This is a genomic window from Pseudomonas sp. ADAK2 (assembly GCF_012935755.1).
Taxonomy (GTDB): Bacteria; Pseudomonadota; Gammaproteobacteria; order Pseudomonadales; family Pseudomonadaceae; genus Aquipseudomonas.
In genome coordinates this window covers 150,230-175,622 of sequence record NZ_CP052862.1, presented here as the reverse complement: position 1 = coordinate 175,622, position 25,393 = coordinate 150,230, and the positions used below count along the sequence as shown (strand labels likewise).

Genomic DNA, 25,393 nt, shown 5'->3' with positions numbered 1-25,393 from the left:
AATAGTTAATCGAGCGTTTTCCACGAACCGACATACCGTTCTGACAGGGTGGTACGCGCATTTTCGGCCGAACTAACGACCAGGCTCTTTAAAAAACGGGAGGGCATCCATTGCCCTCCCCTGCGCTATCCACGCGCCGTGCGACAGTACCGACCAAGATCTCAAGTGGCGAGAATGAAGTCTGCGGAAGTGACAGTTGTTGCATCGGCCACACCGACCAGGCGGATGGACTCAGCGCCAGCGGAGCTGATCATGGTATCCGCACCGATATCGGTGATGATGACGATGCCCGCAAAGGTCGCAGCAGTGACGCCGAACGCGGAAATGTCGAGCCGGTCCTGGCCTCCCACCGCGTTGGCATCGAAGCCGATGATCTGATCGGCCCCGAAGCCCGCTGCAAACATGAAGATATCGTTGCCACTGCTGGCAACCATCATGTCGTTGCCGGCACCGCCAGTGACCGTATTGTTGCCAATACCGCCATCGATAAAATCATTGCCGATACCACCCAACAATGTGTCGTTAGCGTCACCACCAACCAGCGTGTCGTTGCCTGCTCCACCGTTCAATACATCCGCCCCGTCACCGCCGTCGAGGCTATCATCGCCAATACCGCCGTTCAGGATATCCGTGCCAATGCCACCGAACAGTTGGTCGTTTCCAGCGTCGCCATTCAGTGTGTCGTTGCCGCCGTTGCCGGTAAGGATGTCGTTGCCGTCGCCCCCATTGAGGGTGTCATTACCCGCTCCGCCAGTGATGACGTTGTTCAACCCGTTACCGTTGCCGACGAAGTTGCCGACTCCGGTGTAGGTCAGATTCTCGACATTAGCGCCCAGCGTGTAGCTGGCCAGCGAGGTCTGCACGGTGTCCGTACCGCCACCCGCCACCTCGACCACCACGTCTGCGGCGACATCGACAACGTAGGTATCGTTGCCGGCTCCCCCCACCAACCGGTCAACACCTGCACCGCCATTGAGGACGTCGTTACCCACCCCGCCGGTGATCGTGTTGGCTAGCGCGTTACCGGTACCGGTGAAGTTACCGGCCCCCGTGTAGGTCAGGTTCTCGACGTTGGCACCGAGCAGGTAGTTCGTCAGGCTGGTTTGCACCAGATCGGTACCACCACCCAGCGCCTCGGTGACAAGGTCTCCGACGTTGTCGACCACAAACGTGTCGTTGCCGGCACCGCCATTCATGGCATCTGCGCCGAGCCCACCGTTGAGGGTGTCGTTGCCGTCCTCGCCATTGAGGACGTCGTTGTCGTCTCCGCCGTTGAGGATGTCGTTGCCAGTGCCGCCAAACAACTGGTCGATACCGGCCAGGCCATTCAGCGTATCGTTCCCGCCCAGGCCAAGCAGCACATCGTTGCCTACGGTGCCGGTGAGGGAGTTCGCCAAAGCGTTACCCTGCAGCACCACGCCAGCAAGTACCGGAACGGCCGCCGTCGCCGCCGAGGTCACCGACTCCAGCGTGCCGAAACCATCGGTGTAGCGCACGATCACTCGCAGTTGCAGATTGCCCTGCGCCACACCCGGGGTGAAGGTTGCAGCAGTCGCGCCGTTGATGTTAGTGAAGGACCCGCCGACACCTTGCTGCCACTGGAAGGTGAAGGTGCCCAGCCCATCCGCGTCGGCAATCCCAGCCGTCAGCGCGGTCAGCACCTGCCCTTGAGCCGGTGTCGTATCGCTGATCAGCAACGCGCCTGTCGGTGCATCGTTGACGTTGGCCACCGGCCCCAGGACGTTGGATGAAACGCTTTCGGCCGCGCCGAAGTCATCCACGTAACCGACCACCACGCGCACTGACTGGCCGACCTGAGTCTGGCCAAGTGCGAACGTGCTACCGGTAGCGCCGGCGATGTTGACGAAGCCAGACCCGCTGTTCGCCTGCCATTGGTAGGTGAACTGCGGATTGCTGAGGCCATCAACGTCGATGATGCTCGCCGGGTTAGCCGTCAACACCTGATTCTGCTGTGCAAGCCCGGTTACGGTCGGCCCTGCAGTCGGCGCATCGTTGACGTTGTCAACCGGCCCCAGGATGTTGGACGTAGCGCTTTCAGCCACACCGAAAGCATCTACGTAACCGATCACCACGCGCACTTCCTGGTTGACCTGAGCCTGGCCAAGCGCGAACGTGCTACCGGTAGCGCCATTGATGTTGACGAAGCCAAGCCCGTCGTTCGCCTGCCACTGGTAGGTGAACTGCGGATTGCTCAGGCCATCGAGGTCGATGATGCTCGCCGGGTCAGCGGTCAACACCTGGTTCTGCACGGCAAGCCCGGTAACGGTCGGCCCTTCGGTCGGTGTGCTGTTCCCGGACGAGTCGACGATCTCCAGCGTGCCCTTGGCATCCTGGTACACCGCCCGGACGCGGATGTTCAGACCCGCCTCATCGGCCCCCACCCGGAAGGTGGTGCCAGTCGCCCGCGTTGCCTCGCCTGCGGCGACAAAGGTGATGTCTTCAAAGATGCCCGACCCAGGAATGTTTTCAACCTGCCAGTAGTAAGCCACCCCGCCGGTCACCGCACCGGTCGGGTTGGCCACGCTTTGGTTGTCCGCGTCGTGTACCCCGCGATCACTGACGCGCAGCAACTGGCCGGCGACAGGCGTTTCGTCACGTACACCGGTGGCCGCATCGAGGATTGCCAGATGACCCGATGGGTCGTTGTTTTGCGCGGTGCCCACTCCGGACGACTGCGCCACGTCAGCGAACTGCAGACGCTCGATGCCCGTCAGACGATCGACGCCATCACGCCCCGCCACCGAGTCGGTCACGATGACCGTGTCGCCATCGATCTCGATGCCGTATTCCCCCAAATTACCGGAGAACAACGCAGTGTCGAAGCTGTTATCGCCGGTCAGAATCTCCCGCACGATGACCAACTGACCCGGGTTGTAAGTACCGTTCAGCATTAGCTGCACCATCGGCTCCATGCTATCGAACGTGGCGATTTCCGGGCCAGTGCCATCAGCGTTCGCCCGTACGCTGATGCGTACGTTCAGCCACTTGTCACCATCGATGATGTCATCACCTCCGCGACCTTCGATCAGGTCGCTGCCGCTACCGCCGAGGATGATGTTGCCGCCATCGAAGAACGTCGCTCCGGCTGGCAGCAAATCAGCCAGGCCGTTGATCAGGTTGATGTTGGTCAGCACACTGCCAGTTGCACCCGCGCCCGGCAGTGTTGTGGCGTCTTCGTTATCACCGCGCAGGAAGTCACCGTGCGATGAACCCGACAGACCTTCCATGATGTCGAAACGCACCAGCGCCGAAGCCCCCGAACCCGGTACCGGCGGAACATCGAAAAACCGGTCGGTGAAATCGATCGTCACGCCCTGGGCGAGCCCTTTGAAGGTTGCCCAGTCATAGCCTGAGCCGCCGATATAGCGGTCACCCAGGCCGAGACTGCCGACCATGATGTCGTCGCCGCCTTCGCCGTTGAACTTATCGTTCTCGTTGCCGCCGATGAACACATCGTGGCCGATCACCGGGTCATTGCCAGCCGGGTCGAAGTTGTCGCCAGGTGCACCGTCCGAAGTGCCCTTCTCGATCCAGTCGTCGCCTTCGTTACCCATGTCCTGTTCGTTGGCTTTGCTGCCCAGGATGAAGTCGTTGCCCTGGCCTCCAATAGCCTCGGAAGCGTCCTCACCGGTAATGATGAAGTCATTACCGAACCCGCCAATGATCAGGTTGACGCCGTTGCCACCGTGCAGCACGTCGTTGCCGTCGCCACCCTGGATGTTATCGTCGCCGCCGCGGTCGGTGATGATGTCGTCGCCAGCGCCACCGCGCAGTTGGTCGTTGCCGTCACCCCCTTCGATGCGATCGTTGCCGCCGTCGCCCCAGACCGTGTCATCGCCTTCACTGGCGATGAGGATGTCGGCATTGTTGGTGCCGCCCAGCACGATGTGCTCTTCACCCGTGTACCGGATGTAGTTGGTGTCCGGCTCCGCGGTCAGCGGGTTGTCGCGGAACACCACCTGTTCGCCGTCCCCGCCAAGCGGATCGGCGTTACCCAGGCCATCGTTGTACTGCTTGCTCTGATCCCTTTCCAGATAGAACCCAGGGTCGGAGAACACCAGGCCCGGCAGGTGCGTGGCCGAGGTGTTGGCCATGATCAGCTTGGCGAACGAGTTGCTTTCCAGTTCGGCGTTCATCGACAGGCCAGCAGTACGCTCCAGGTAGTAGAAGCGGTCACCGTCCTGCAGTTTTTCCAGCTGGTTCTCGAACACGAAGTTGAAGGTCGAGCCAAGCATGCCGCCGAACGGGGTTTTCTCTTCCGCCAGGCCACCGATCCAGAGGTCGATAGCATCGACCCCCGTGACCGTCACTCCCTTCAGATCGTCGGCAGTACCCAGTAACCCATCTTTGCCGGCCAGCGTTACGTTGGCCCAGGTACCGGTGCCGTTGAGGAAAGCCAAGCGGTCAGCCGGCGCATCTTCACCACCCAGTACCAGTGCCAGGGCTGCGGCGCGTTTATCTTCAAGCGTGGTCGCCGCGGTGATCGTGTCATGCGTGCCATAGGCTGCGATGAAGTTGATCAACGACTCCGGATGCTTGAGGTGCTGCACCAGATCGACCCAGCTGATGTACGGCTTGAGTTGGGTATCACCGGTTTGGCTGTAGATGTCGCGGCGGACCGCATTGAGCGAAGGAATCCCCACATCGCGGCCACGGGCGATGTTCATCGCCGGCAGGTCGAGCGGCAGGCCGAGCAGGTTGTTGCGCAGCGCCTCGGTAACGAACTCGTCGATTTCGTTACCGGCTTGCCGAGTCATCCCACGCACGATTGCGCTGGTCGCATCTTCGGGCGTCACACCACTGGCGGCGTACGCCAACGGGTTGAGGAACGCCGCAATCAGGCCCAGTTGCTGATCAGGATCAGCGCTGTTCGGATCACCCACCACGTTGAAATCGACGTCGAAGCGGTCGACGGTCTCGGTCAGCATCGAGTGGCCAAACCGGTACACGGTGTGCGCGAACTCGGCGACGATCGAGGCATCGAGGTCAACGTCATAGACCTGGGTCGGTGCGAAGAACAGGTCGACCCTGGGCTGGATGGTCCGCGCAAACTCCTCGAACACCAGGTGCTGATACTGCATCTCGGTGCCGAACTTGGCAGCCTGGAACAAGCGCTCGCCATTCCACACCAGCGCATCGATCTCAGCCTGGTTGGCGGGCAACGCGCTCACGGGATTGAGCAGCCATTCGTTGAGGAAGGCCACGTCACCCGAATCGAGCACGGTGTCCTTGGTCTGCGCGACCAGCCGATTATGCTCGGCGTGGAAGATCGCATGCACCGCGGTCAGGCCGATGTTCTCGTTGACCCGGCCGTCGCCAGCGATGTAGTGCGCATCCAACAGTTCATTGTCGTAGGCCAGGTTGGCCCCGGTCTGCGGATTGAACGGCACTGCGTTGCCAATGGCGGTGTCCGCGTCAGGCACAAGCACACCACTGCTGAACACCGGCGCTGCATTGTGGGCAATGTCGGCGAGGAACTGGTGACCGGTGCGCACCGCATTGGCCAGGCTAATGGGGGCAAGCGGATTGCCTTCGACAAGCACGTCATCAGCCGTGCCACCCAGACCGTCAGCGCCCTTCATCACGACCATCGGGAAGCCGTTCGGCCCCTTGATGAAATTGCCATAGGCGTCAGTCGCCAATAGCGGGCCGTTTTCGACGTCGGCATCGGTAAGGCGGATACCCAGAATGTCGTTGGCCTGCGCCTTGACCACTTTCCAGGTCGCCATACCACCGATTTCGCTGTCGTCTGCGGTACCAAACTTGCCATCTGCTCCCAGGTCCCGGTTAGTAATCAATCTGCCGGTCGCGATGGGGCCGTTGTCGGTCAGCTCATAGCCGCGCAGGAACACCTGGTGGGATGGGTGCGAGCTGTAGGTCTGGTTTTGATCCACGAATGGCGACGTGGTGTTGGTGTGCTCATGGATGTCGTCGGCCGTGCCGAGAACGCCATCCGCCCCTGGCTGGTTGGTCGCGCGGGTCAGCACCATGAAGTTGGTGTTGCCGCCGGGCACATACAGCGGATCATCCGGCTGCAGCGGAATGAAGATGGTGCCTGAACCGCCTTTGGTAAGCAGGTCCAGCCCATGATCGAAGAACTGCCCGAAGAAGGTCATCCAGGCGTTGAACGGCGCAGACAACCCCGCATCCGCCGCGGTGTTCTCGAACAGGTACACATCGTGGTCGTCGGCAGTACCGAACTGACCATCCATGCCGGGACTGGCGACTATTCGTACGCCATCCTTGAGCACGTCGTCGTTACCCACCGTGCCGAAGTTGAGCACACCGTCCGTACCCGGGTCGTAAGCCGTGGCATAGGCCGCCGGGTTGTTCGACGTCTGGTCGACGATCAGATTACTGATCGTGCGCGGCTGCGAGTCAAACACTGAGCCGCTGGTCTGCTGGTACGACGATCCCGGGATGGCCGGCGAGCCGGGGCCAAAGAAGCCGGCAGGAGCACCTTCCGCCGGATTGAAGACCGGATCGGTCAAGCGCGGGAAGGTGTTATCCGCGGCGCCAAACTCGGTGTTGTTGATGCCATTGAGGTTCATCAGGTTGTTGTTCGAGCCGTCGACCGCACGCAAGCCCAACGGCGCGCGGATATTCGGGATCAGCGAGAGGATGTCCTGACCGGCCGCGTCTGCCTCGGCAATCTTGATCTGATCAAGGATGAAGTTGAGGTCGGAGCGGACCATGTGCAGGCCTTCGCCACCCGCGGTGGCATTGACCACCGGTGTCTGCGCCGTCGGCACAACCGGCTCGCCGGGAGCCACCCCATCAGTCGGTTGCGAGAACACCACCTCAGTCGTGCCATGACCATCCTGGTAGATCGCCTTGACCCGCAGTGCCAGCCCGGCAAGATCCGGCGAGACCTTGAACGTGGTGCCGTCGGCACTTTGGAACGCCAGGTCACCCGCTGGCAGCAGGATGATGTCTTCGAACACGCCGGTGCCAGGGTCGGCTTCGAACTGCCAATAGTAGGACACGGAGGCGTTGTTGACGAAACCCTGCGGGTTACCCGCTGCGATGTTGTTGGAGTCGCGCACTCCGGCCATGCTCACCGTCAATGTGTCGCCCACGGTGATCGCGCCGCCGTTTCCATCCGCGATGGTCGGTCTGCCCAACGGTTGTGCGTTCAGATCCGGCACCAGTACTTGCTGGGTATCGGCGAATTGCAGGCGTTCGATATGCAGCAAGGTATCGGTGCCGTCGCGCCCCACTTCGGTATCGGTCACTGTCCAGACATCGTCCGCCACATTGGCCGTGCCGCGGGTGTCACGCGTCACTACATACTCAGACTGAAGGCCGGAGAAAATGGCAGTGTCGAAAGCCGCCCCGCCTGTCGAAGTGCCGGGCAGGATTTCCCGCACCGCCTTGAGCTGACCTGGGTTATAGGTGCCGTCCATCATGAACGGGATCATGTCGACCATGCTGTCGAAGGTGGCGATTTCAGGGCCGGTATGGTTGACGTCGTTGGGGCCATACACCGCAATTCTGACGTTGATCCATTTGTCGCCATCGATCAGATCATCGCCACCGCGACCCTCGATCAAGTCACTGCCATTGCCACCGAGGATGATGTTGCCCGTGGCAAAGCCAGTGGTCGGCAAGCCCGCATCGGCCAGAAACTGCTCCAGTCCGCGGATCAACGCCACATTGGTCAGTGCACTGCCCGTGGTGCCGCCGTGGTTGATGATAGTGTCCGCATCAACATTATCGCCCATGAGCACATCGGCGAATTTCGAACCGGACAAGCCTTCGACCTCGGCGAAACGGTCGAGAATCGAGGCCGGCGAGGCGCCGACCGGATTGAACACCCCGGTGTTCTGGTTTGGCGCGTTGCCGTGTGGCTGCGCCAGCTCGGCCATGGTCAGGTCAACGGTCACGCCGACCCTGTCATTTTTGTAGGTCACCCAGTCGAAACCGGACATGCCGTCCATATTGTCCTGGGCATCGCTGCCGACAAAGATGTCATCACCCCCCTCGCCGATCATTTCGTCGAAGCCACCACCGCCGACAAAGATATCGTTGCCGATCGTATCGTCATTGAGCAACGGCGCAGCGTTATCGCCAGGCGCACCGTCCTGAGTGCCCTTCTCGATCCAGTCATCACCTTCGTTGCCGGTAGCTGGCAGGTTGGTCTTGGCACCGAGGATGAAATCGTCACCCTGACCGCCGAAGGTGGTGCTGATGTCTTCGGTGGTGATGATGAAGTCCTGGCCATCGCCCCCCAGGATCAGGTTGCCTCCAACCAGCATGCTACCGGCGATGATCACATCGTTACCGGCATTACCTTCCAGACGGTTGTCGCCAAACGAGTCGGTGATGATGTCATCGCCCGCGCCGCCCAGTACCGCATCGTTGCCGGCGCCGCCTTCGAGGCGATCATTGCCGCCGTCGCCGTACAGGGTGTCATCGCCATCACCGGAAACGAGAATGTCATTACCAGCGGTACCGCCCAGGACGACATGGTCTTCACCGGTGTATTGCAGATAATTACTGTCCCCACCCACGGTGTTGGGGTTGTCGCGGATCACCAGCGGCACGATTTCCACGCCGTTGATCGTGAGGCCGCCCGTTGGATCGGCGCTGCCGTCCGCGCCAAGGTTAGTGAACTGATTGGCCTGATTCACTTCGAGGGTGAACGTCGGCGTCAGGAACACGGTGTTCGACAGGTGGGTGACATCGGTGTTGAGCATCATCAGCTTGGCAAAGGAGTTGTTCTCCAACTCGGTGCCGAAGTTCAGGCCCGCGGTACGCGACAGGTAGTAGAAACGGTCGCCGTCCTGCAACGCCTCCATCTGGGTTTCAAACACGAAGTTGAACGTCGAGCCGAGCATGCCGCCGAATGGCATTTTCTGCTCGGCGAGGCCACCGACCCAGAAGTCGATGTCGTCGAGACCCGTGATCGTCACACCCGTCACGTCGTCGGCAGTCCCCAGCAGCCCATCCTTACCGGCCAGCGTTACGTTGGCATAGGCACCGGTGCTGTTGAGGAAGTCCAGGCGATCAGCCGGTGAACCCGCACCGCCGAATACCAGCGCCAAGGCTGCAGCGCGTTTGTCTGCCAGGGTGGTCGCCGCCGTAATCGTGTCATGCGTGCCATAGGCCGCGATGAAGTTGACCAACGACTCGGGGTGCTTGAGGTGGTCCGCAAAGTCAGCCCAACTGATGTACGGCGTGAGTTGGCTGTCGCCGGTTGATGCGTACATCTCACGGCGCGCTTCATTCAACGTGGGGATGCCAGTGTCGCGACCACGCGCCAGGTTCAGGGCCGGCAAATCGAGCGGCAAACCGAGCAGATTGCTGCGCAACGCTTCGGTGACAAACTCGTCGATCTCGTTGCCGAGTTGGCGGGTCACACCGCGAATGATCGCCCCTGCCGCTTCGTCCGCCGTCGCCCCGCTGCCGACAAACGCCAGCGGGTTGAGGAAGGCCGCGATCAGACCCAGTTGCGAGTCCGGGTTGTTCGGGTCAGTGAGGAGCGGATTGAATTCGGGGTCGAAGCGATCGACGGTCTCGGTCAACATCGAGTGACCGAAGCGGTACACCACGTGGGCGAACTCGGCGAGGATGGCCGGGTTGATCGAGGTGTCATACCCGTTAGGGGCAAGGAATGCGTCGACCTGCGGCTGAATGGTCCGCGCAAACTCCTCGAACACCAGGTGCTGGTATTGCATCTCGGTGCCGAACTTGGCGGCCTGGAACAGGCGTTCGCCGTCCCACACCAACGCCGCGATCCCGGCGGGTGTAGTCGGTATCGCGGCCACGTCGTCCACCAGCCACTCGTTGAGGAAGGCCAGATCGCCGGCGGCAAGGAGGGTGTCCTTGGTTTGCTGGACCAGGCGGTTGTGTTCAGAGTGGAACACATGGTGCACGGTGGTCAGGCCGATGTTCTCGTTCACCCGGCCGTCGCCGGCAATGAAGTGAGCGTCGAGCAGTTCGTTGTCGTAGGTCAGGTTGTTGCCGCCTGCGCCAACCGGCTGAGCATTGCCGATATCGGCGTCAGCATCCGCCTGCAGAACCCCGCCGACGACTACCGGCGCGGCATTGTGGGCGATGTCGTCGAGGAAGCCATGCCCGGCGCTCATGGCGTTGGCCAGGCTGATCGGAGCATCCCGGTTGCCTTCGACCAGTTGCGTGACGTCATCCGCTGTCCCGGCGATCCCGTCAGCACCGTTACTGACGCGCATCACCACCTGTGGCATGCCGCTCGCCCCCCGGATGAAGTTGCCATACGCATCGGTTGCCAGCAGCGGCACGCTGTGCACATCGGCGTCGGTCAGGTTGATACCGAGAATGTCACGGGCCTGGGCCTTGACCACTGCCCAGGTCGCCATGCCGCCATTTGTGCCGTCACCATCATCGGCCGTGCCGAACTTGCCATCGCCGCCGAGATCGCGGTTGGTAATCAAGCGCCCCGTTGCAACAGGGTCACCGGCCGCGTTGAGGACATACTCGCGCAGGAACACCTGATGCGAGGGGTGCGAGCTGTAAGTCTGGCTTTGGTCCACGAACGGCGAGGTGGTGTTGGGCTGGCCATCATCGGCAGTGCCGAGTATTCCGTCCGCGCCGGGGGTATGCACAGCACGTGACAGCACCATGAAGTTGGTCGGGCTGCCCGGCACGAACAACGGATCATCCGGCTGCAGCGGAACAAACACAAAGTCGGTACTGCTCTTGGTGACCAGGTCGAGGCCGTGGTCGAAGAACTGGCCGAAGAAGGTCATCCACGAGTTGAAGCCGGCGGTCAGACCGGCATCCGCCGACACGTTGGGGATGAAGAACACTTCCTTGTCGTCGGCCGTGCCGAACACGCCATCCAGACCGGGGCTGATCACCGGGTCTGCACCGCCGTTCGCCGCGACTGCGGCCGGGTTGTTGGCGGTCTGGTCGACAATCAGGTTACTGATAATCCGTGGCTGCGGGTCGACCACCGTCCCTGACGCGGCATAGGCCGCTCGATACTGGGCATCAAGCAGGCGCAGGAAGGAATTGTCCGCGGCGCCAAACTCGCTTTGCCCGGCGACCAGGTTGTTGTCGCTGCCATCGACGGTGCGCAGGCCGAAGGGCACCTGACTGTTGGGGAGCAAATCACTGAGGCTGGCGCCGTCGGCATGCGCTTCTGCGATGAAGATTTGCTTGAGGATGAATTCCAGGTCCGACTTGTTGAAATTGGCCATTGCGGTGTCCTCGATCTAATTGGGAGAAAGGCACGGGACGATGAAACCCTCCCACGCCCAGTCAGGTGCTGGCTTGCGCAGTTCGTTGGTTCGGTTGTTTGGCGAGAGCAGGCGTGGGTGAGGCAAAGCCGTCCCCTGCGCCCGGAAATGCGCGCCTGGAATTCGCGAAATGAAAGGTCGCTAAGCGATTAGGCAGAGCGATTCCGGGCCGCTGGTGGGCCATGGAATCGGGAAGTCGTAGCGAACCTCCTGAACAGCTCCGTCACGGTGCTACAGAACGAAATAATCGACATGCCATGCTCCTTCAGGACCACCGTGCCTTGCACTTTCGAAGCGATGGCAGGCTTCAGACGGGCGCCCTTGCACATGACTAAAGTTGCATAGCCAAGCGCTGTCAATATTACGACGTAAAAAAGATTATTGTCATTTGAGATGCCAACTTACTGTTCTTTAAGGAGATATATAAATTCAGCTGAACTACTAGAGCGAAATGTTATTTCAAGCTGTATCGCTAGAGAGACAAACGCCACCTACGCTGCTGCATGTGAACATAAAAACTTATGGAACTTTTCCAAGAACGCTATTACTTGTGTCCACGATAAGCATTCGCAACTACATCTATGGTTTGCCATAACATTTGCTGCTGCTTTTTTGCCGCAGCACAACCGGCTTTTTCGGTGAGGGACTATCAAATGCACAAGCTCTCGAGCACCCGATCCGAACTGGCTGACGCGATTTTTCGCCTGCGCCGCAGTTTTTATTCGCTGGCAGGGTTCAGTGGCGTCATCAACGTCATGATGTTGACGCCAGCCGTCTATATGCTGCAGGTCTATGATCGGGCGTTGGTCAGTCGCAACGTCACAACGTTGACGATGTTGACCATTCTGGTGATAGGCCTGTTCTTGCTGATGGCCACGCTGGAAATGTTCCGCACCCGCGTGATGATCCGGGTCGGCAACTGCCTCGACATGGACCTCAATCGCCGCATTTTCACCGCAGCGTTCGAGCGCAATCTGAGCCGCGCCGGTGGTAATCCGGCCCAGGCCCTGCAGGATCTCGCGCAGGTGCGACAGTTCCTCACCGGCAATGGCCTGTTCGCTTTCTTTGATGCGCCATGGACGCCGATCTACCTGCTGGTCGCCTATCTGATCCATCCGCTGCTCGGACTGATCACGCTGATCGGCTCGCTGATTCTGGTGGGCCTGGCTTATCTCACCGAGAAGGCCACACAAAAGCCGCTGGCCGAAGCCAATCAGGCCGCCCTCTCCTCCGCCAGCTACGCCAACAACAACCTGCGCAATGCCGAGGTCATCGAGGCCATGGGCATGCTGCCGTCGATCGGCAAGCGCTGGTACCAAAGCCATTTGCGCATACTGGAAATGCAGACCCTGGCCTCTGACCGTGCCGCCCTGATCAGCAGTACCGGGCGCTTCGTGCGTATCACGTTGCAATCGCTGATCCTCGGCGCCGGCGCGCTGCTGGCGATCGAAGGCAAGATCACCCCCGGGATGATGATTGCTTGCTCGATCCTCACTGGCCGTGCGCTGGGCCCGGTGGAACAAGTCATCGCATCGTGGAAGCAACTGCTGGGCTGCCGTTCGGCCTGGGGCCGGTTGAACGAGATGCTGAACGACTATCCGCGCCGGCCACCGAGCATGTCGCTGCAGCGGCCGCTGGGCATGTTGGCGGTGGAGAATGTGTATGCCGGTGCCCCCGGTACCGGCAACACGATTCTGCGCGGGGTGAGCTTCAACCTTTCCCCCGGAGAAAGCCTTGGCATCATCGGTCCATCCGCCTCGGGCAAATCCACCCTCGCCCGCCTGTTGGTTGGCGTCTGGCCGGCACAGGCCGGCAAGGTACGCCTGGACGGCGCGGACATATTCACCTGGAACAAGGGCGAACTGGGCCCCTGGCTCGGTTACCTGCCGCAGGATGTGGAACTGTTCGAGGGCACCATCGCCGACAACATTGCGCGCTTTGGCGAAGTGGACAGCGACGCGGTCATCCGCGCCGCCAGGACTACAGGCGTGCACGAGATGATCCTGCGTTTGGCACAGGGTTATGAGACCCGTCTGGGCACCGATGGCAGCCCGCTTTCCGGAGGCCAGAAGCAACGCATCGCCTTGGCCCGCGCGCTGTATGGAGAACCCAACCTGATTGTGCTGGATGAGCCGAACGCCAACCTCGACGACGTCGGTGAAAAGGCCTTGGTCGATGCGCTCGCCCAACTCAAAAATCGCGGCGCCACCGTCATTCTGATTTCCCACCGTCCCAATGTGCTGTGCGCCGTCGATAAGGTGCTGATGCTGCGCGACGGCGGTGTGCAGATGCTCGGCACTCGCGACGAAGTATTCGCAGCGCTGCGCAAGGCCAGTGTGATGCCGGCAGGCGCGTCAACTCCGCTGGCCTCCGTCAAAGCACGGGAGTAAACGATCATGCAAATGAGCCAACACACCGACATGATTCTCACCGATACCAGGAACGTAGTGGATCTGGACGTCGGCAAACCCGTGCGCTGGGGCATGTTGCTGATGCTCGCCGGCTTCGGTGGTTTCCTCCTGTGGTCCTGGCTGGCGCCGCTGGATGCCGGCGTGGTAGCGACAGGCACGGTAAAAGTCACCAGCAATCGCAAAGCCGTGCAGCATTTGAGCGGCGGCACCGTGGAGGCCATTCTTGTTCGCGAAGGCGATGCAGTGAAAAAAGGCCAGGAGGTGGTCCGCCTCGACTCGTTGCGTGCCGCTGCCGAACAGGGCGCGGTCAGCGCCCAGTACATCGTCAGCAAGACGGTGGAAAACCGCCTGGAAGCGGAACGTGATGGCCGCGATGTAGTGAACTACGATCCCGAATTGCTCAAGCGCTTCGGGAATGACTACCGCCTCGTGGCCGCCATGGATCTGCAACAACGCCTGCTGGACACCCGGCGTGCAGGCCTCGCTGGCGAAATCAGCATCTTGCAGGAAAACCTCGCGGCGTCGGCGGTGCAGTTCAAGGGACTGCAGCAGGTGTATGGCGCCCGCGCCTCGCAGATCAACTTCCTCGACCAGGAACTGAAAGGCACCCGCATGCTGGCGGCCGAAGGTTATGTCCCCCGCAACCGTCTGCTTGAACTGGAACGCAGCAATGCCGACCTCTCCGCCGGCCAGGCCGAGAACCTCAACAACATCGCTCGCGTGCGTAGCCAGACCACCGAAATCAAGCTGCGCATCCTGCAGCGCCAGCACGATTACTTGAAGGAAGTCGAATCGCAGCTCACCGACACCGCCAAGGAAAACACCACTTTGGCCGACCGCTTGCGCGCGCTGGACTATGAAGTGGCCCACACGGTGATTCGATCGCCCATCGATGGCATGGTCCAGTCCCTGAGCATCGCCACCATCGGCGGGATCATTCAACCCGGCTTCAAGATCATGGAAATCGTTCCGGACAACGAACCGCTGCAGGTCGACGCAATGATTCCCGTGCAGGCCATCGACAAGATGGTCCCGGGCCTGGCCGTGGACATCGCCTTCCCGGCCTTCAACCATGCCCGGACGCCCAATATTCCTGGCCGCGTGAAGACCGTCTCCGCCGACCGCCTGCTCGATGAGGAAAGCAAACAACCGTTCTATCTGGCGCAGGTAGAAGTCACGCCCGATGGCATGAGCCTGCTTGGCAGCAATCACATTCGTCCGGGTATGCCCGCCAGCGTCACCATCAAGACGGGTGAGCGCAACATGCTGAGCTATCTTCTCAAACCAATGCTTGAGCGTGTCGACAGCTCCTTCAAGGAACAATGAAATGGACCGTCATTGCCTGTGCTTCTGCCTGCTGGCGCTGTCCGTCCCGGCCAGTGCCATGGACCTCAAACAAGCCTGGGATCTGTTGCAGTACCAAGGCCCTGTCTATCGCGCCGCGGTGCATGAAAAGGAGGCCGGCGTGGAAAACCGCGCCATCGGCATGGCCGGCCTGCTACCGCAAATCAATGCCTCGGCCTACGACAACAAGGTCAATGGCACCCAGCGCCAGAGTGGCGTCGAAAGGGATCTCGACTACACCTCCAAGGGCGCTAACGTGCGCCTGCGCCAGCCGCTGTTCAACAAACAGAAGATGTCCGAGTACCGCCAAGGCAAGCAGCGTGCCGACTACAGCGTCGCGGTGTTCGATGCCAAGAGTCAGGACGCCGCGGTGCGCCTGGCTGAAAGCTATTTCGACGTGCTCCTGGCCAGCGAAACCATCGTCCTCGCCAAATCCAAACTGAGCGCCTTCGACGAGCAGCTCGCTTCGGCGAAACGGCGCATGGAGTTGGGAGCCGGCACCGTCACTGACATCGACGAGTCGGCCGCTCGCTACGACCTCGCCGCAGTTGAGCTGATCGAAGCGCAGGACAACCTGGTCAATGCGCGCCGCAAGCTTGAGGAATACATCGGCGAAACCCCCGAATCGCTGACCACCTTGCGTCCAGGCTTCGATACGCCACCGCTGCTACCGAGCAACCTGCAGGACTGGTTGGTCAAAGCCCAGAGCGACAGCCCGCTGATCCATGCGCGCCGTCATAGCAGCGACCTCGCCGAAGAAGAAGTGAAGCGCGCCAAGGCCGGCCACTGGCCAACACTGGATTTCGTCGCCGGTTATACCGCGGGCGAGAGCCAATCAATCTCCGAGCTGAATCAACGCAACCGCTACGGCTCAATCGGGCTGGAAGTAAACTTTCCGCTGTACAACGGTGGCGGCACCAGCGCGTTGACACGCCAGGCGAGCGCCAATAGCTATAAGGCCTTGGATGAGCTCGACGCCACGCGCCAGGAAGTCATCTCCGGCACCACCCGTGAGTATCGGGGCGTAGAGAGCGGCGCCACACGTATTCACGCGCTGGAAAGGGCAGTGGAGTCCAACGAACGCTCACTGACTTCGACACGCAAAGGCTTCAAAGAAGGCGGCACCAGCACCAACTCGGACGTGCTCAATGCCGAAGAGCTGCTCTTCGTAGCACGCCACGATCTGGTCGAGGCCAAGTTGCGCTACTTGATGTCGCGTCTGCGCCTGGCCTCTTCAGTGGGCAGTCTGGGCGACGACGATATCGACCACATCAACAACTACCTCGGCCCGGAACTGTTGGTCACCAACTGACGCTCGCCTGCACGGCACTTTTACAAGGTGGTCGGCAAAACCCGGGCACACCACGGCGCTCCCTTCGCCTGCCTCTGAGGAAATGCGCTCAGCCAAAAGGATGGGGCGTATCGACAAGGAGCCCGGCCAAGTGCCGGGTTTTTTCGTTCCATCGACATGCTTTTCACAAAACGCTCACAGAACGGAGCGCAGATTGAACGGACAAAAGGATTTGACCCCATACAAAGAGTCCGCCATGCGCGGACTTTTTGTTGTCAGATAAGGGGACGCGAAGAAAATAGACCGGTCCCCTTTTCCTCATCTTCAGCGAAACCAGAGCCTGAGAAATTTCAGAGTGATGCTTGAGAAATGTCCTACATCAGTAACGGACATGTCTCGTTAGTGTTTTCTCTCCAATCTCAATAAGGCACTGTCTTATGTCTCTGTTCAAACGTTCGGCTACTGAGTTGTTAGGTACGTTCTGGCTAGTATTTGGTGGCTGCGGCAGTGCGGTTTTGGCCGCGACGTTTCCTGATGCAGGAATTGGTTTTCTGGGCGTTTCCCTCGCGTTTGGCTTGACGGTACTGACCATGGCTTTCGCCATCGGCCACATTTCCGGCTGTCATCTCAACCCCGCGGTTTCGGTCGGACTGGTAGTGGGTGGACGATTTCCGGCCAAAGAATTACCTGCTTATATCCTCGCCCAAGTGTTGGGCGGGATTATTGCAGCAGGCCTGCTGTACTTCATCGCCAGTGGCAAACCCGGTTTCGAACTGGCCAGTGGCCTCGCGTCCAATGGCTACGGCGAACACTCGCCAGGCGGCTACTCGATGGCGGCGGGGTTTGTCACCGAGTTGGTGCTGACCGCGATGTTCATCCTGATCATCCTCGGCGCCACCGACAAACGCGCCCCTGCCGCTCTGGCACCGATTGCCATCGGCCTGGGGCTGACCTTGATCCACCTGATCTCTATCCCCGTCACTAACACCTCGGTCAATCCGGCACGCAGTACAGGCCCGGCGCTGATTGTGGGTGGTTGGGCGATTCAGCAACTGTGGCTATTTTGGTTGGCGCCGATCTTGGGCGCAGTCATCGGTGGCGTGACCTATCGCTGGCTGGGTAAAGATTCCCGCTAACCTGCGTGCCCTGCGCGATGATCATCCTTGTCGATAGGGCGAGGTGATCTTCTCGTCTTCCGCATGGGCAATAAGGGACGGATGTATTTTGAAGAAAATAGATCTGTCCCCTTTTCCCGCCCTTATCCCGCTTCGTTCAGGACGGCTTCAAGCGCACTTTCCAAATCCGATAACGCGACTGTTTTTCCGCTGCCCCAACGAGCAACGCGCCCATCACAGTCGACAACGACGCGCACGCCCTGCCCCATCCGGTCTCCCGGGAATTTACGTAGTGTGAGTTCTACCGTCGTCGGGTTGAGCCAAGTGGATTGATCCGCTGACCAACAAGCGTCCGAGAATCGCAAAATACAGATCCCCTGCCGGGTATCGATAATGCGTGGCGGGTATACCCAAAGGGAGTGACGTGCCTCCCAAGGCGTCACCTCAACACAATAGTGATCGTCAGGTGAGCGTGATTGAATTTCGCTTTCGTTCATTGGCTGTCTGGGACTACGCGAGGTTACGTACAGGTCGAATGCCCCGACTTGGGCCGTCATCAGCGCGGCGTCCCTGTAGTAGTGAACGTGATTTCGATAAGCCACGAACGCATCCGACTGCGGACCGTCAGCAAATAACGAAGCCAGCGCCGCGCTTTGCATCAGCCAGTAAATATCCGGCGAGAGTTCTTGGGCTTTGGAGTAGCTGAGGTCAATCGCTTTTGCAAGCAGGTCCCTGGCCAAACGCTGCCCGGCCTCGCGCAACGCTTCGTTGGCCACTGGCGTATCGAGCGGCTCTACTTGCGCAATGTAGGCCCGATAGCGACTGGCCAACTGGCCGGTGGACGGCCCTAATGGAGGACAGGCGGGAGGTGGAAGATCAAGGGGCTTGAGCGCTTCAAATGTCGGCATCCACGCCAGGTTTTGTTCCACGCGAGAAGGTACTTGATGGTCATCTTGCGCCATTGAAGTGTCGGCCTCCCGAAGCGAATCCCACCCAAAGTACGCCTTGATGCGTTGCACAAACTTCATCACCCAATCATCCCTGAAAATAGCCTGATCGCCGCTCGGGGCGACTGACTGTTCATATAAAAAGCCGTAACGCGACCTGTAGCAGCTGGCGAAGCCTGCGTTCGGCTGCGAAGCAGTCATTAAATCAGGCTACGCGGTGTATCAGGATGACCGCGGATTCAGGTTTTACGACTGCTTCGCAGCCGAACGCAGGCTTCGCCAGCTGCTACTAAGTGGGGTTTTCGCCTGAGCCCTGTTAACTGACCAGCATCCTTAATCGTAGAACGCCTCAACCAACGCCCGACTCCCCACAAAGAAACTATCCGCCACCAGCCGTAACGGCTGAAGGTCCAGATCACTGGCCTTATCGCTAATCAACTGCTGAAAATGCCGATAAACCGCCGCGTACTCACCTTCCTCCGATACCGCCTGGCGCACGCCGTCGATGCTCAACAGCGCGCCACCGTTGTCCAGGCGCAGGACGCCTTCGGTGCAGCGAATTTCGATGCTCCAGAGTTCGTCATGCCCGTGGTCGAAATCGAACTCGGCGCGGACGTCGAGGTGGCGTGCGTCGGACATTTTGATCGACGCGGCAATCGGCGACTGGCAGTTGCTGGGGACGCGCAGTTCGGCGGATTCGACAAACAGCGGAAACGGCAGCAAATGGGTGGCAATCGACAAGGCATTGATGCCGGGATCGAACACGCCGAGGCCGCCGGGTTGCCAGATCCAGGCCTGGCCGGGGTGCCATTTGCGCACGTCTTCCTTCCAGTCGATCTGCACGCTTTGCAGGGTGCGGCTGGTCAGCCAGTCACGGGCCGCCTCGATGCCGGGGGCGTAGCGTGAATGCCAGGCGAACAAGCCGCTGACGCCTTGCGCCGCGACCTGATCCACCAGCGCCATCGCCTCGCCCAAGGTGGCGCACGGCGGTTTTTCGACCAACACGTGTTTGCCAGCGGCCAGTGCTTGTTGCACCAGGGCGAAGCGTCCTTGGGGCGGCGTGCAAAACGCAATCGCATCGACGGGCGGGCCGTTTTCCAGCAACTCACCCAGGGACTTGAAGTTCTCAACCCCGGCGCAGGGCTGCCCTTGGGTGGCGACAGACACCAACTGGAACGCAGGGTTGGCGTGGATAGCGGGAACGTGTTGATCCTGGGCAATCTTGCCGTAGCCCACCAGACCGAGACGGATCGGTTGCATCAATGACTCCTGGTTATTTTTCTTATCTTGGGAAGCGCGCAGGTTACACCGCTCGGATCATTGATCGCAGCCCCCCAGCGAACCTTTACCCGACAATCACCGTCCGAGTTAGAGCATTAATGCCCACCACTCGCCGCGAGGTCGCCGCTTGAAAGCCGCCATCATCAAAAAATACCGCCTGATCATCAAGACCATGGGCTATGTCGGCTGGGCCCTGTTCTGGTTGTTGCTCTGGGACATCGCCGTCACCGTGGACTTCATGCTGATTCTCAACAGCAAAATCACTTTGCCGCTGATGCCGCTGACGTTGCTCGGCTCGGCGTTGGTGGTGTTGATCAGCTTTCGCAACAGCAGTGCCTACAATCGCTGGTGGGAAGCGCGCACCTTGTGGGGAGCGATGGTCAATAACTCCCGCAGCTTTGCGCGGCAAGTCCTGACATTGCTGGATGACCCGGGTAATGAGGTCAATCCGATGAAATCAACCCTGCTGCGTCGCCACGTGGCGTATGTGAATTGCCTGGCGGCGCATCTTCGGGGCCAGCCGTGCCCGCCCGAGGTGCAGGCGTTTATTCCCGCCGGGGAGTTCGCGCGCAGCGGCTCTACCAATAACTTTGCCAACGATATCCTCAACGGTTCCGCGGCGCTGCTGGCTCAGGAATACAAGGCCGGGCACCTGGACAGCATTCGCCTTTCGCGGCTGGAGACGACCCTGGTCGATCTGTCCAACAGCCAGGGCGGCATGGAGCGGATTGCCAATACGCCGCTGCCCTACCCTTACGTGTATTTCCCACGACTGTTTATTTCGCTGTTCTGCCTGATTGTGCCGGTGGGGCTGGTCGAGTCCCTGGGCTGGTTCACTCCGCTGGCCTCGACGGTGGTGGGCTTCATGCTGCTGGCCATCGAACGCATCGGCACCGATCTGCAAAGCCCGTTCCGCGACAGCGAGCACCAGATCCAGATGGAAGCCTTGTGCGAAACCATCGAGAAAAACCTGCACTCCATGCAACGGGATTCGCTGGGTGGCGATCGCCTCGACTACCCCAGCACAGTGGTGATTTAACAAAAAAGCGGCAAGTGGTGAATTATTCCGTGTCTTCATGTATCTGAACCAAGAGCACGTGCCATTAAGACAATGGCATCGACAGCCATCAGGGACAGAGTAATTCGCATGAAATCAAGCAAGAAAACCGTCAATCCCATCGGATTGGACGACATCATCATTGTCGACGACGCCAAGATGCGTAAGGCGATCACCGCCGCCGCACTGGGCAATGCCATGGAATGGTTCGACTTCGGCGTTTACGGCTTCGTCGCCTATGTGCTGGGCAAGGTGTTCTTCCCCGGCGCCTCGCCCAGCGTACAGATGATCGCCGCACTGGCGACCTTCTCGGTACCGTTCCTGATCCGTCCTCTGGGTGGCCTGTTCTTCGGCGCCTTGGGCGACAAATATGGCCGACAGAAAGTCCTGGCGGCCACCATCGTCATCATGTCCCTGAGCACCTTCGCCATCGGGCTGATTCCGTCCTATGACACGATCGGCATCTGGGCGCCGATCCTGCTGTTGCTGGCGAAGATGGCCCAAGGCTTCTCGGTGGGCGGCGAATACACCGGCGCCTCGATCTTCGTCGCCGAGTATGCCCCGGACCGCAAGCGCGGCTTCCTCGGCAGTTGGCTGGACTTCGGCTCCATCGCCGGGTTTGTCCTCGGCGCCGGCCTGGTGGTGTTGATTTCCGCGGTGATCGGCGAAGAGCAGTTCGAAGCGTGGGGCTGGCGCCTGCCGTTCTTCCTCGCCCTGCCCCTGGGCATGATCGGCCTGTACTTGCGTAACGCACTCGAAGAGACCCCGGCCTTCCAGCAACATGTCGAGAAACTCGAACAGGGCGACCGCGAAGGCCTGGCGCGCGGCCCGAAAGTGTCGTTCAGAGAAGTCGCGACCAAGCACTGGCGCAGCCTGATGACCTGCATCGGCGTGGTGGCGGTGACCAACGTCACCTACTACATGCTGCTCACCTATATGCCGAGCTACCTCGCGCACAACCTGCACTACAGCGAAAACCATGGGGTGCTGATCATCATCGCGATCATGGTCGGCATGTTGTTCGTGCAGCCCCTGATCGGCTTTTTGAGCGACAAAATTGGCCGCCGGCCCTTCATCCTGTTCGGCAGTATCGCGCTGTTCTGCCTGGCCATTCCGGCCTTTATGCTGATCAACAGCGGCAAGCTCGGGCTGATTTTCTCCGGGCTGCTGATCATTGCCGTGGTGCTCAACTTCTTCATCGGCGTGATGGCCTCGACCCTGCCGGCGATGTTCCCCACGCACATCCGCTACAGCGCGTTGGCCAGTGCCTTCAACGTCTCGGTGCTGATCGCGGGCCTGACCCCGACCCTGGTGGCCTGGCTGGTGGAAAGCACCAACAACCTGTACATGCCGGCGTACTACCTGATGGTGATCGCCATCGTCGGCCTGGTGACGGGCATCACCATGAAAGAAACCGCCAACATGCCCTTGCGCGGCGCGGCCCCGGCAGCCTCCGACCTTGAGGAAGCGAAAGAACTGCTGCAAGAGCATGAAGACAATATCGAACAGAAAATCGAAGACATCGACGCGCAAATCGCCGAATTGGAAGCCAAGCGCAAAAACCTGGTGCAACAGCACCCACGCATCGACTGACGGGGCGATCGCTCGTCAGCCCTGACAACCGATCAGCTCACTCGCCAACAACGCCTTCAACCCCATCGGTTTGGCAAAGTAATAACCCTGGGCCTGCCCCGCGCCCATTTCGCGCAGCAGGTCCAGGGTCGCTTCATCCTCGACACCTTCCGCTACCACACTCAGGTCCAGTGATTCGGCCATGCGCACAATCGCCCGGACGATTGCGCGGCTGCGCGGGCTGCTGGTCAGTTCGAGGATGAACGACTTGTCGATTTTCAAGCCGCTGAAACGGTATTGATGCACGTAGCTCAGGGACGAAAAACCGGCACCGAAGTCATCGAGCACCACCGACATGCCGTTGTCGGCCAACTGCTGCATGGTCAGCCGGGCAATCGCCGGTTCGGCCACCAGCGCGCCTTCGGTCAATTCCAGGCAGATCCGCGACGGCGCGACGCCGTGCCGCGCCAACAGCGCCAGCACATCACTGGCGAAGTCCGGGCGGGTCATGCTGTAGCTGGAGCAATTGACGTGTACCGGCGGCCAATTCGCGTGCTCGGGTTGGGCGAGGATCAGGGCGACGCTGGTGAGCATGTACAGGTCCAGGCGACCGATTAGGCGCAAGCCCTCGACATCCGGCAGAAACTCGCCCGGCGCGATCACCCGGCCGCCCGGCTGGTGCCAGCGGATCAGCGCTTCCAGGGCCAACAGCTCGCCGGTTTCGACGCTGACAATCGGCTGGAAATACGGCAGCAGTTCGTCGGTACGCTTGAGCGCGTTGCGCAACGCCCCTTCGCGCTCGACCTGGTCCGAGACTTCCCGGCGCACTTCCTGGTTGAACACCGCGTAGCTGTCGCGCCCAGCACTCTTGACCCGGTACATCGCCGCATCGGCGTCGCGCAGCAAATCGGCCGGCTCGTGATGGAACTGGCTGTCGGCGCTGACAATGCCGATGCTGCAGGACGAAAAAACCTGGTGGCCATTGATCACAAACGGCAGGTCGAACGCCACGAGGATTCGTTCGGCGATGTCGATCACCACCTCCAGCGGCGCTTCGGGCGCGAGTACGGAAAACTCATCGCCGCCCAGGCGCGCGAGCATGTCGGTGTCGCGCAGGCAACCGCGCAGACGCTGGGCGGCCTGCATCAGCAGCAGGTCGCCGAAATGGTGGCCGAGGCTGTCGTTGACCATTTTGAAACGGTCGAGGTCGATGAACATCACCGCCAAATGCCCGCCGTCGCTGCCGAACTGCGACCAGGCCAGGTTGAGGCGTTGTTGCAGGTAGGTGCGGTTCGGCAGCCCGGTCAGTGCATCGTGGGAGTTTTCGTGTTGCAGCTTGGCATTGGCGTGATCGAGTTCGCGGGTGCGGTTCTGCACCCGGGCTTCGAGCTTGAGGTTGGCGGCGTGGATCGCTTCGGCGGCGGTGCGGCGCGACAACGCGGTGTCGATGTGCCGCGACACGAACGTCAGCAGTTCCTGATCCCGCAGGGTGTAGCGCACGTTCGAGGTGTAGCTTTGCACCGCCAGCACGCCGCGCACCACATCGCCATCGAACAGCGGAATGCCGAGCCAGGAATAGGCTTGGTAATACACATCGGCGACTTCGATTTCACCTTCCGCGGTCAATCGTTCGGCTTCATCGACGTCAATCAGACATGCCCGGCGCTGACGGATGACGTACTCGGTCAGGCCCCGGCTCCCCCGCCGTGCCACCGGGCGAACCGTCTGCCGCTCATCGACGTAATACGGAAAGGTCACTTCATTGATCCCATCGTCGAACAGCGCGATGTAGAAGTTCTGCGCGAACAGCAAATCACCGACGATGCCATGCAAGGTTTGAAACAGCTCAGCCATGTCGCCGGGCTGGCTCGACAGTTCGGCAATCTGGAACAGCGCGCTCTGCAGATGTTCGGCGCGCTCGCGGTCGGCCACTTCCTGACGCAAGGCGTCGTTGAGCTCCGACAGCTCCAGGGTACGCCGCATTACCGTTTCTTCCAGATCGGCGCGGTGCAGGATCCGGTCCAAGGCCATGGCCACGTGGCGGGCCACTACCAGGAACAGCGCGCGGTCTTCAGCGCTGTAGATCCGGGACACGTCGTAGACTTGCATCGCCAGCATGCCAAACACGTCATCCGAGGCGTTTTTCAACGGCGCGCCCATCCAGAACTCCGGACAGTCGCCCACGCAGTAGAAACGGCCCTCGGCCTCCGCCGCGTGAATGCCGGCGGCGTCGATCAGCAACGGCTGGCCCGTGGTCAAGACCTGGGCGGTCAACGACAAGTGCGCAGGGTCGAGGTATTCGTAGTTTTCGGATTCCAGGGCTTCGACATCGATGATGTCGACGTAATACGGGTACTCCATCTTGCCGGTGTGCGGGTCATACAACGCGAGGTAGAAGTTCTCGGCGTCGATCAGGCTGGCCAGCAATTGGTGAACCCCGACCAGAAACACGGCGCGGTCGCGGGTCGAACTGGCCAGGTAAGTGATTTCATACAGTACGCGCTGCGTAATCTGCGCACGGGCCAGGGTATCGGTTTGGACTTGAATGCCCAGGCGCTGGGCGAACTCGGCGAGCGCCGGTTCAGCGGCATCAAAGACTGGCGCGAGCAGCCAACCGAGCACACTTTCGCCTCGACCGGTCGGCCAGCGGTGCAGCTGGCGACTCAGGCAAAAGGCTTCAAACTCGTCATTGGCCACGCTGGACGGCCACTGCGCCTGCGGATCGCCCTGCCCGACCAGATGCATTTGTTCGCCGGCGCGATACACCACCCACGCGGTGGTATGAGCCCAGCCGCGCGCCGAGTCCAGCAAGTGTTCTATGGTGTCCCCGTTGCCAGCGTAGGCCATGCCGACGGTTTCCAGGCTTCCTTTCAATTGGGATGCGATAACGCCGCAATCGTTCGATTGCGTTGTGGCGTCGGTCAATGGGCGAAAACTCATCAGCGCTTCCTGAGCCAGAAACTGGCAATACTTATTTATTATTCTGCTAGCACTGCGCCAGTGACCTTCCCGTTTAAAGCTTATAGCGGTTTTTTTCAATCGCTTTTTCGCTTTAGTGCCAACCACGGCACGGACTTGAGCCAGGGTTCTGCTCGCGGGAATTTGACATGCACGGCATTGCTCGCCAGAGTC

General features: G+C 60.4%; 10 protein-coding genes. 6 read left to right on the top strand and 4 right to left on the bottom strand.

Annotation, left to right across the window (positions count from 1 at the left end; genetic code table 11):
• Nucleotides 1-161 precede the first annotated feature (161 nt).
• Nucleotides 162-11,204: a peroxidase family protein gene (locus HKK52_RS00915; protein WP_169368888.1), complete on the bottom strand. Its 11,043-nt coding sequence runs from the start codon at nucleotides 11,202-11,204 to the stop codon at nucleotides 162-164.
• Nucleotides 11,205-11,896: 692 nt separating this feature from the next.
• On the opposite strand from HKK52_RS00915, the gene HKK52_RS00910 reads away from it, so the two are divergent.
• From HKK52_RS00910 to aqpZ, 4 genes are all read left to right on the top strand, one after another.
• The gene (locus tag HKK52_RS00910) at nucleotides 11,897-13,633 is read left to right on the top strand and encodes a type I secretion system permease/ATPase (RefSeq protein WP_169368887.1); all 1,737 of its coding nucleotides are present in this window, start codon (nucleotides 11,897-11,899) and stop codon (nucleotides 13,631-13,633) included.
• A 6-nt stretch (nucleotides 13,634-13,639) separates the two neighbouring features.
• Nucleotides 13,640-14,980, top strand: coding sequence for an HlyD family type I secretion periplasmic adaptor subunit (locus tag HKK52_RS00905; protein ID WP_169368886.1), 1,341 nt, complete (start codon nucleotides 13,640-13,642; stop codon nucleotides 14,978-14,980).
• Between the two features lies 1 nt (nucleotide 14,981).
• Nucleotides 14,982-16,310: a TolC family outer membrane protein gene (locus HKK52_RS00900; RefSeq protein ID WP_169368885.1), complete on the top strand. Its 1,329-nt coding sequence runs from the start codon at nucleotides 14,982-14,984 to the stop codon at nucleotides 16,308-16,310.
• A gap of 416 nt (nucleotides 16,311-16,726) precedes the next feature.
• The gene (gene aqpZ / locus HKK52_RS00895) at nucleotides 16,727-17,425 is read left to right on the top strand and encodes an aquaporin Z (RefSeq protein WP_169368884.1); all 699 of its coding nucleotides are present in this window, start codon (nucleotides 16,727-16,729) and stop codon (nucleotides 17,423-17,425) included.
• A 122-nt stretch (nucleotides 17,426-17,547) separates the two neighbouring features.
• On the opposite strand, the gene HKK52_RS00890 is transcribed toward aqpZ, so the two are convergent.
• Nucleotides 17,548-18,552: a hypothetical protein gene (locus HKK52_RS00890; RefSeq protein ID WP_169368883.1), complete on the bottom strand. Its 1,005-nt coding sequence runs from the start codon at nucleotides 18,550-18,552 to the stop codon at nucleotides 17,548-17,550.
• Nucleotides 18,553-18,684: 132 nt separating this feature from the next.
• Nucleotides 18,685-19,611 carry a Gfo/Idh/MocA family protein gene (locus HKK52_RS00885; protein ID WP_169368882.1) on the bottom strand — a complete coding sequence of 309 codons (927 nt, stop codon included), beginning with the start codon at nucleotides 19,609-19,611 and terminating at the stop codon, nucleotides 18,685-18,687.
• Between the two features lie 148 nt (nucleotides 19,612-19,759).
• Here HKK52_RS00885 and HKK52_RS00880 point away from each other — a divergent pair, with 148 nt between their 5' ends.
• Together HKK52_RS00880 and proP are read left to right on the top strand one after the other, a co-directional pair.
• Nucleotides 19,760-20,671 (top strand): bestrophin family protein, encoded by a 912-nt coding sequence (locus HKK52_RS00880; RefSeq protein WP_169368881.1) that lies wholly within the window; start codon nucleotides 19,760-19,762, stop codon nucleotides 20,669-20,671.
• A gap of 108 nt (nucleotides 20,672-20,779) precedes the next feature.
• Nucleotides 20,780-22,282 carry a glycine betaine/L-proline transporter ProP gene (gene proP / locus HKK52_RS00875; RefSeq protein ID WP_169368880.1) on the top strand — a complete coding sequence of 501 codons (1,503 nt, stop codon included), beginning with the start codon at nucleotides 20,780-20,782 and terminating at the stop codon, nucleotides 22,280-22,282.
• A gap of 15 nt (nucleotides 22,283-22,297) precedes the next feature.
• Here the strand turns inward: proP and HKK52_RS00870 are convergent, their stop codons facing one another.
• Complete coding sequence (locus HKK52_RS00870; protein ID WP_169368879.1) at nucleotides 22,298-25,201, bottom strand: sensor domain-containing phosphodiesterase; 2,904 nt, start codon at nucleotides 25,199-25,201, stop codon at nucleotides 22,298-22,300.
• Between the last annotated feature and the right edge of the window lie 192 nt (nucleotides 25,202-25,393).

Excerpts from the sequence above, each read along its gene's own strand:
- HKK52_RS00915 (WP_169368888.1), bottom strand. The coding sequence starts at position 11,204 with ATGGCCAATTTCAACAAGTCGGACCTGGAATTCATCCTCAAGCAAATC.
- HKK52_RS00910 (WP_169368887.1), top strand. The coding sequence starts at position 11,897 with ATGCACAAGCTCTCGAGCACCCGATCCGAACTGGCTGACGCGATTTTT.
- HKK52_RS00905 (WP_169368886.1), top strand. The coding sequence starts at position 13,640 with ATGCAAATGAGCCAACACACCGACATGATTCTCACCGATACCAGGAAC.
- HKK52_RS00900 (WP_169368885.1), top strand. The coding sequence starts at position 14,982 with ATGGACCGTCATTGCCTGTGCTTCTGCCTGCTGGCGCTGTCCGTCCCG.
- aqpZ (WP_169368884.1), top strand. The coding sequence starts at position 16,727 with ATGTCTCTGTTCAAACGTTCGGCTACTGAGTTGTTAGGTACGTTCTGG.
- HKK52_RS00890 (WP_169368883.1), bottom strand. The coding sequence starts at position 18,552 with ATGACTGCTTCGCAGCCGAACGCAGGCTTCGCCAGCTGCTACAGGTCG.
- HKK52_RS00885 (WP_169368882.1), bottom strand. The coding sequence starts at position 19,611 with ATGCAACCGATCCGTCTCGGTCTGGTGGGCTACGGCAAGATTGCCCAG.
- proP (WP_169368880.1), top strand. The coding sequence starts at position 20,780 with ATGAAATCAAGCAAGAAAACCGTCAATCCCATCGGATTGGACGACATC.
- HKK52_RS00870 (WP_169368879.1), bottom strand. The coding sequence starts at position 25,201 with ATGAGTTTTCGCCCATTGACCGACGCCACAACGCAATCGAACGATTGC.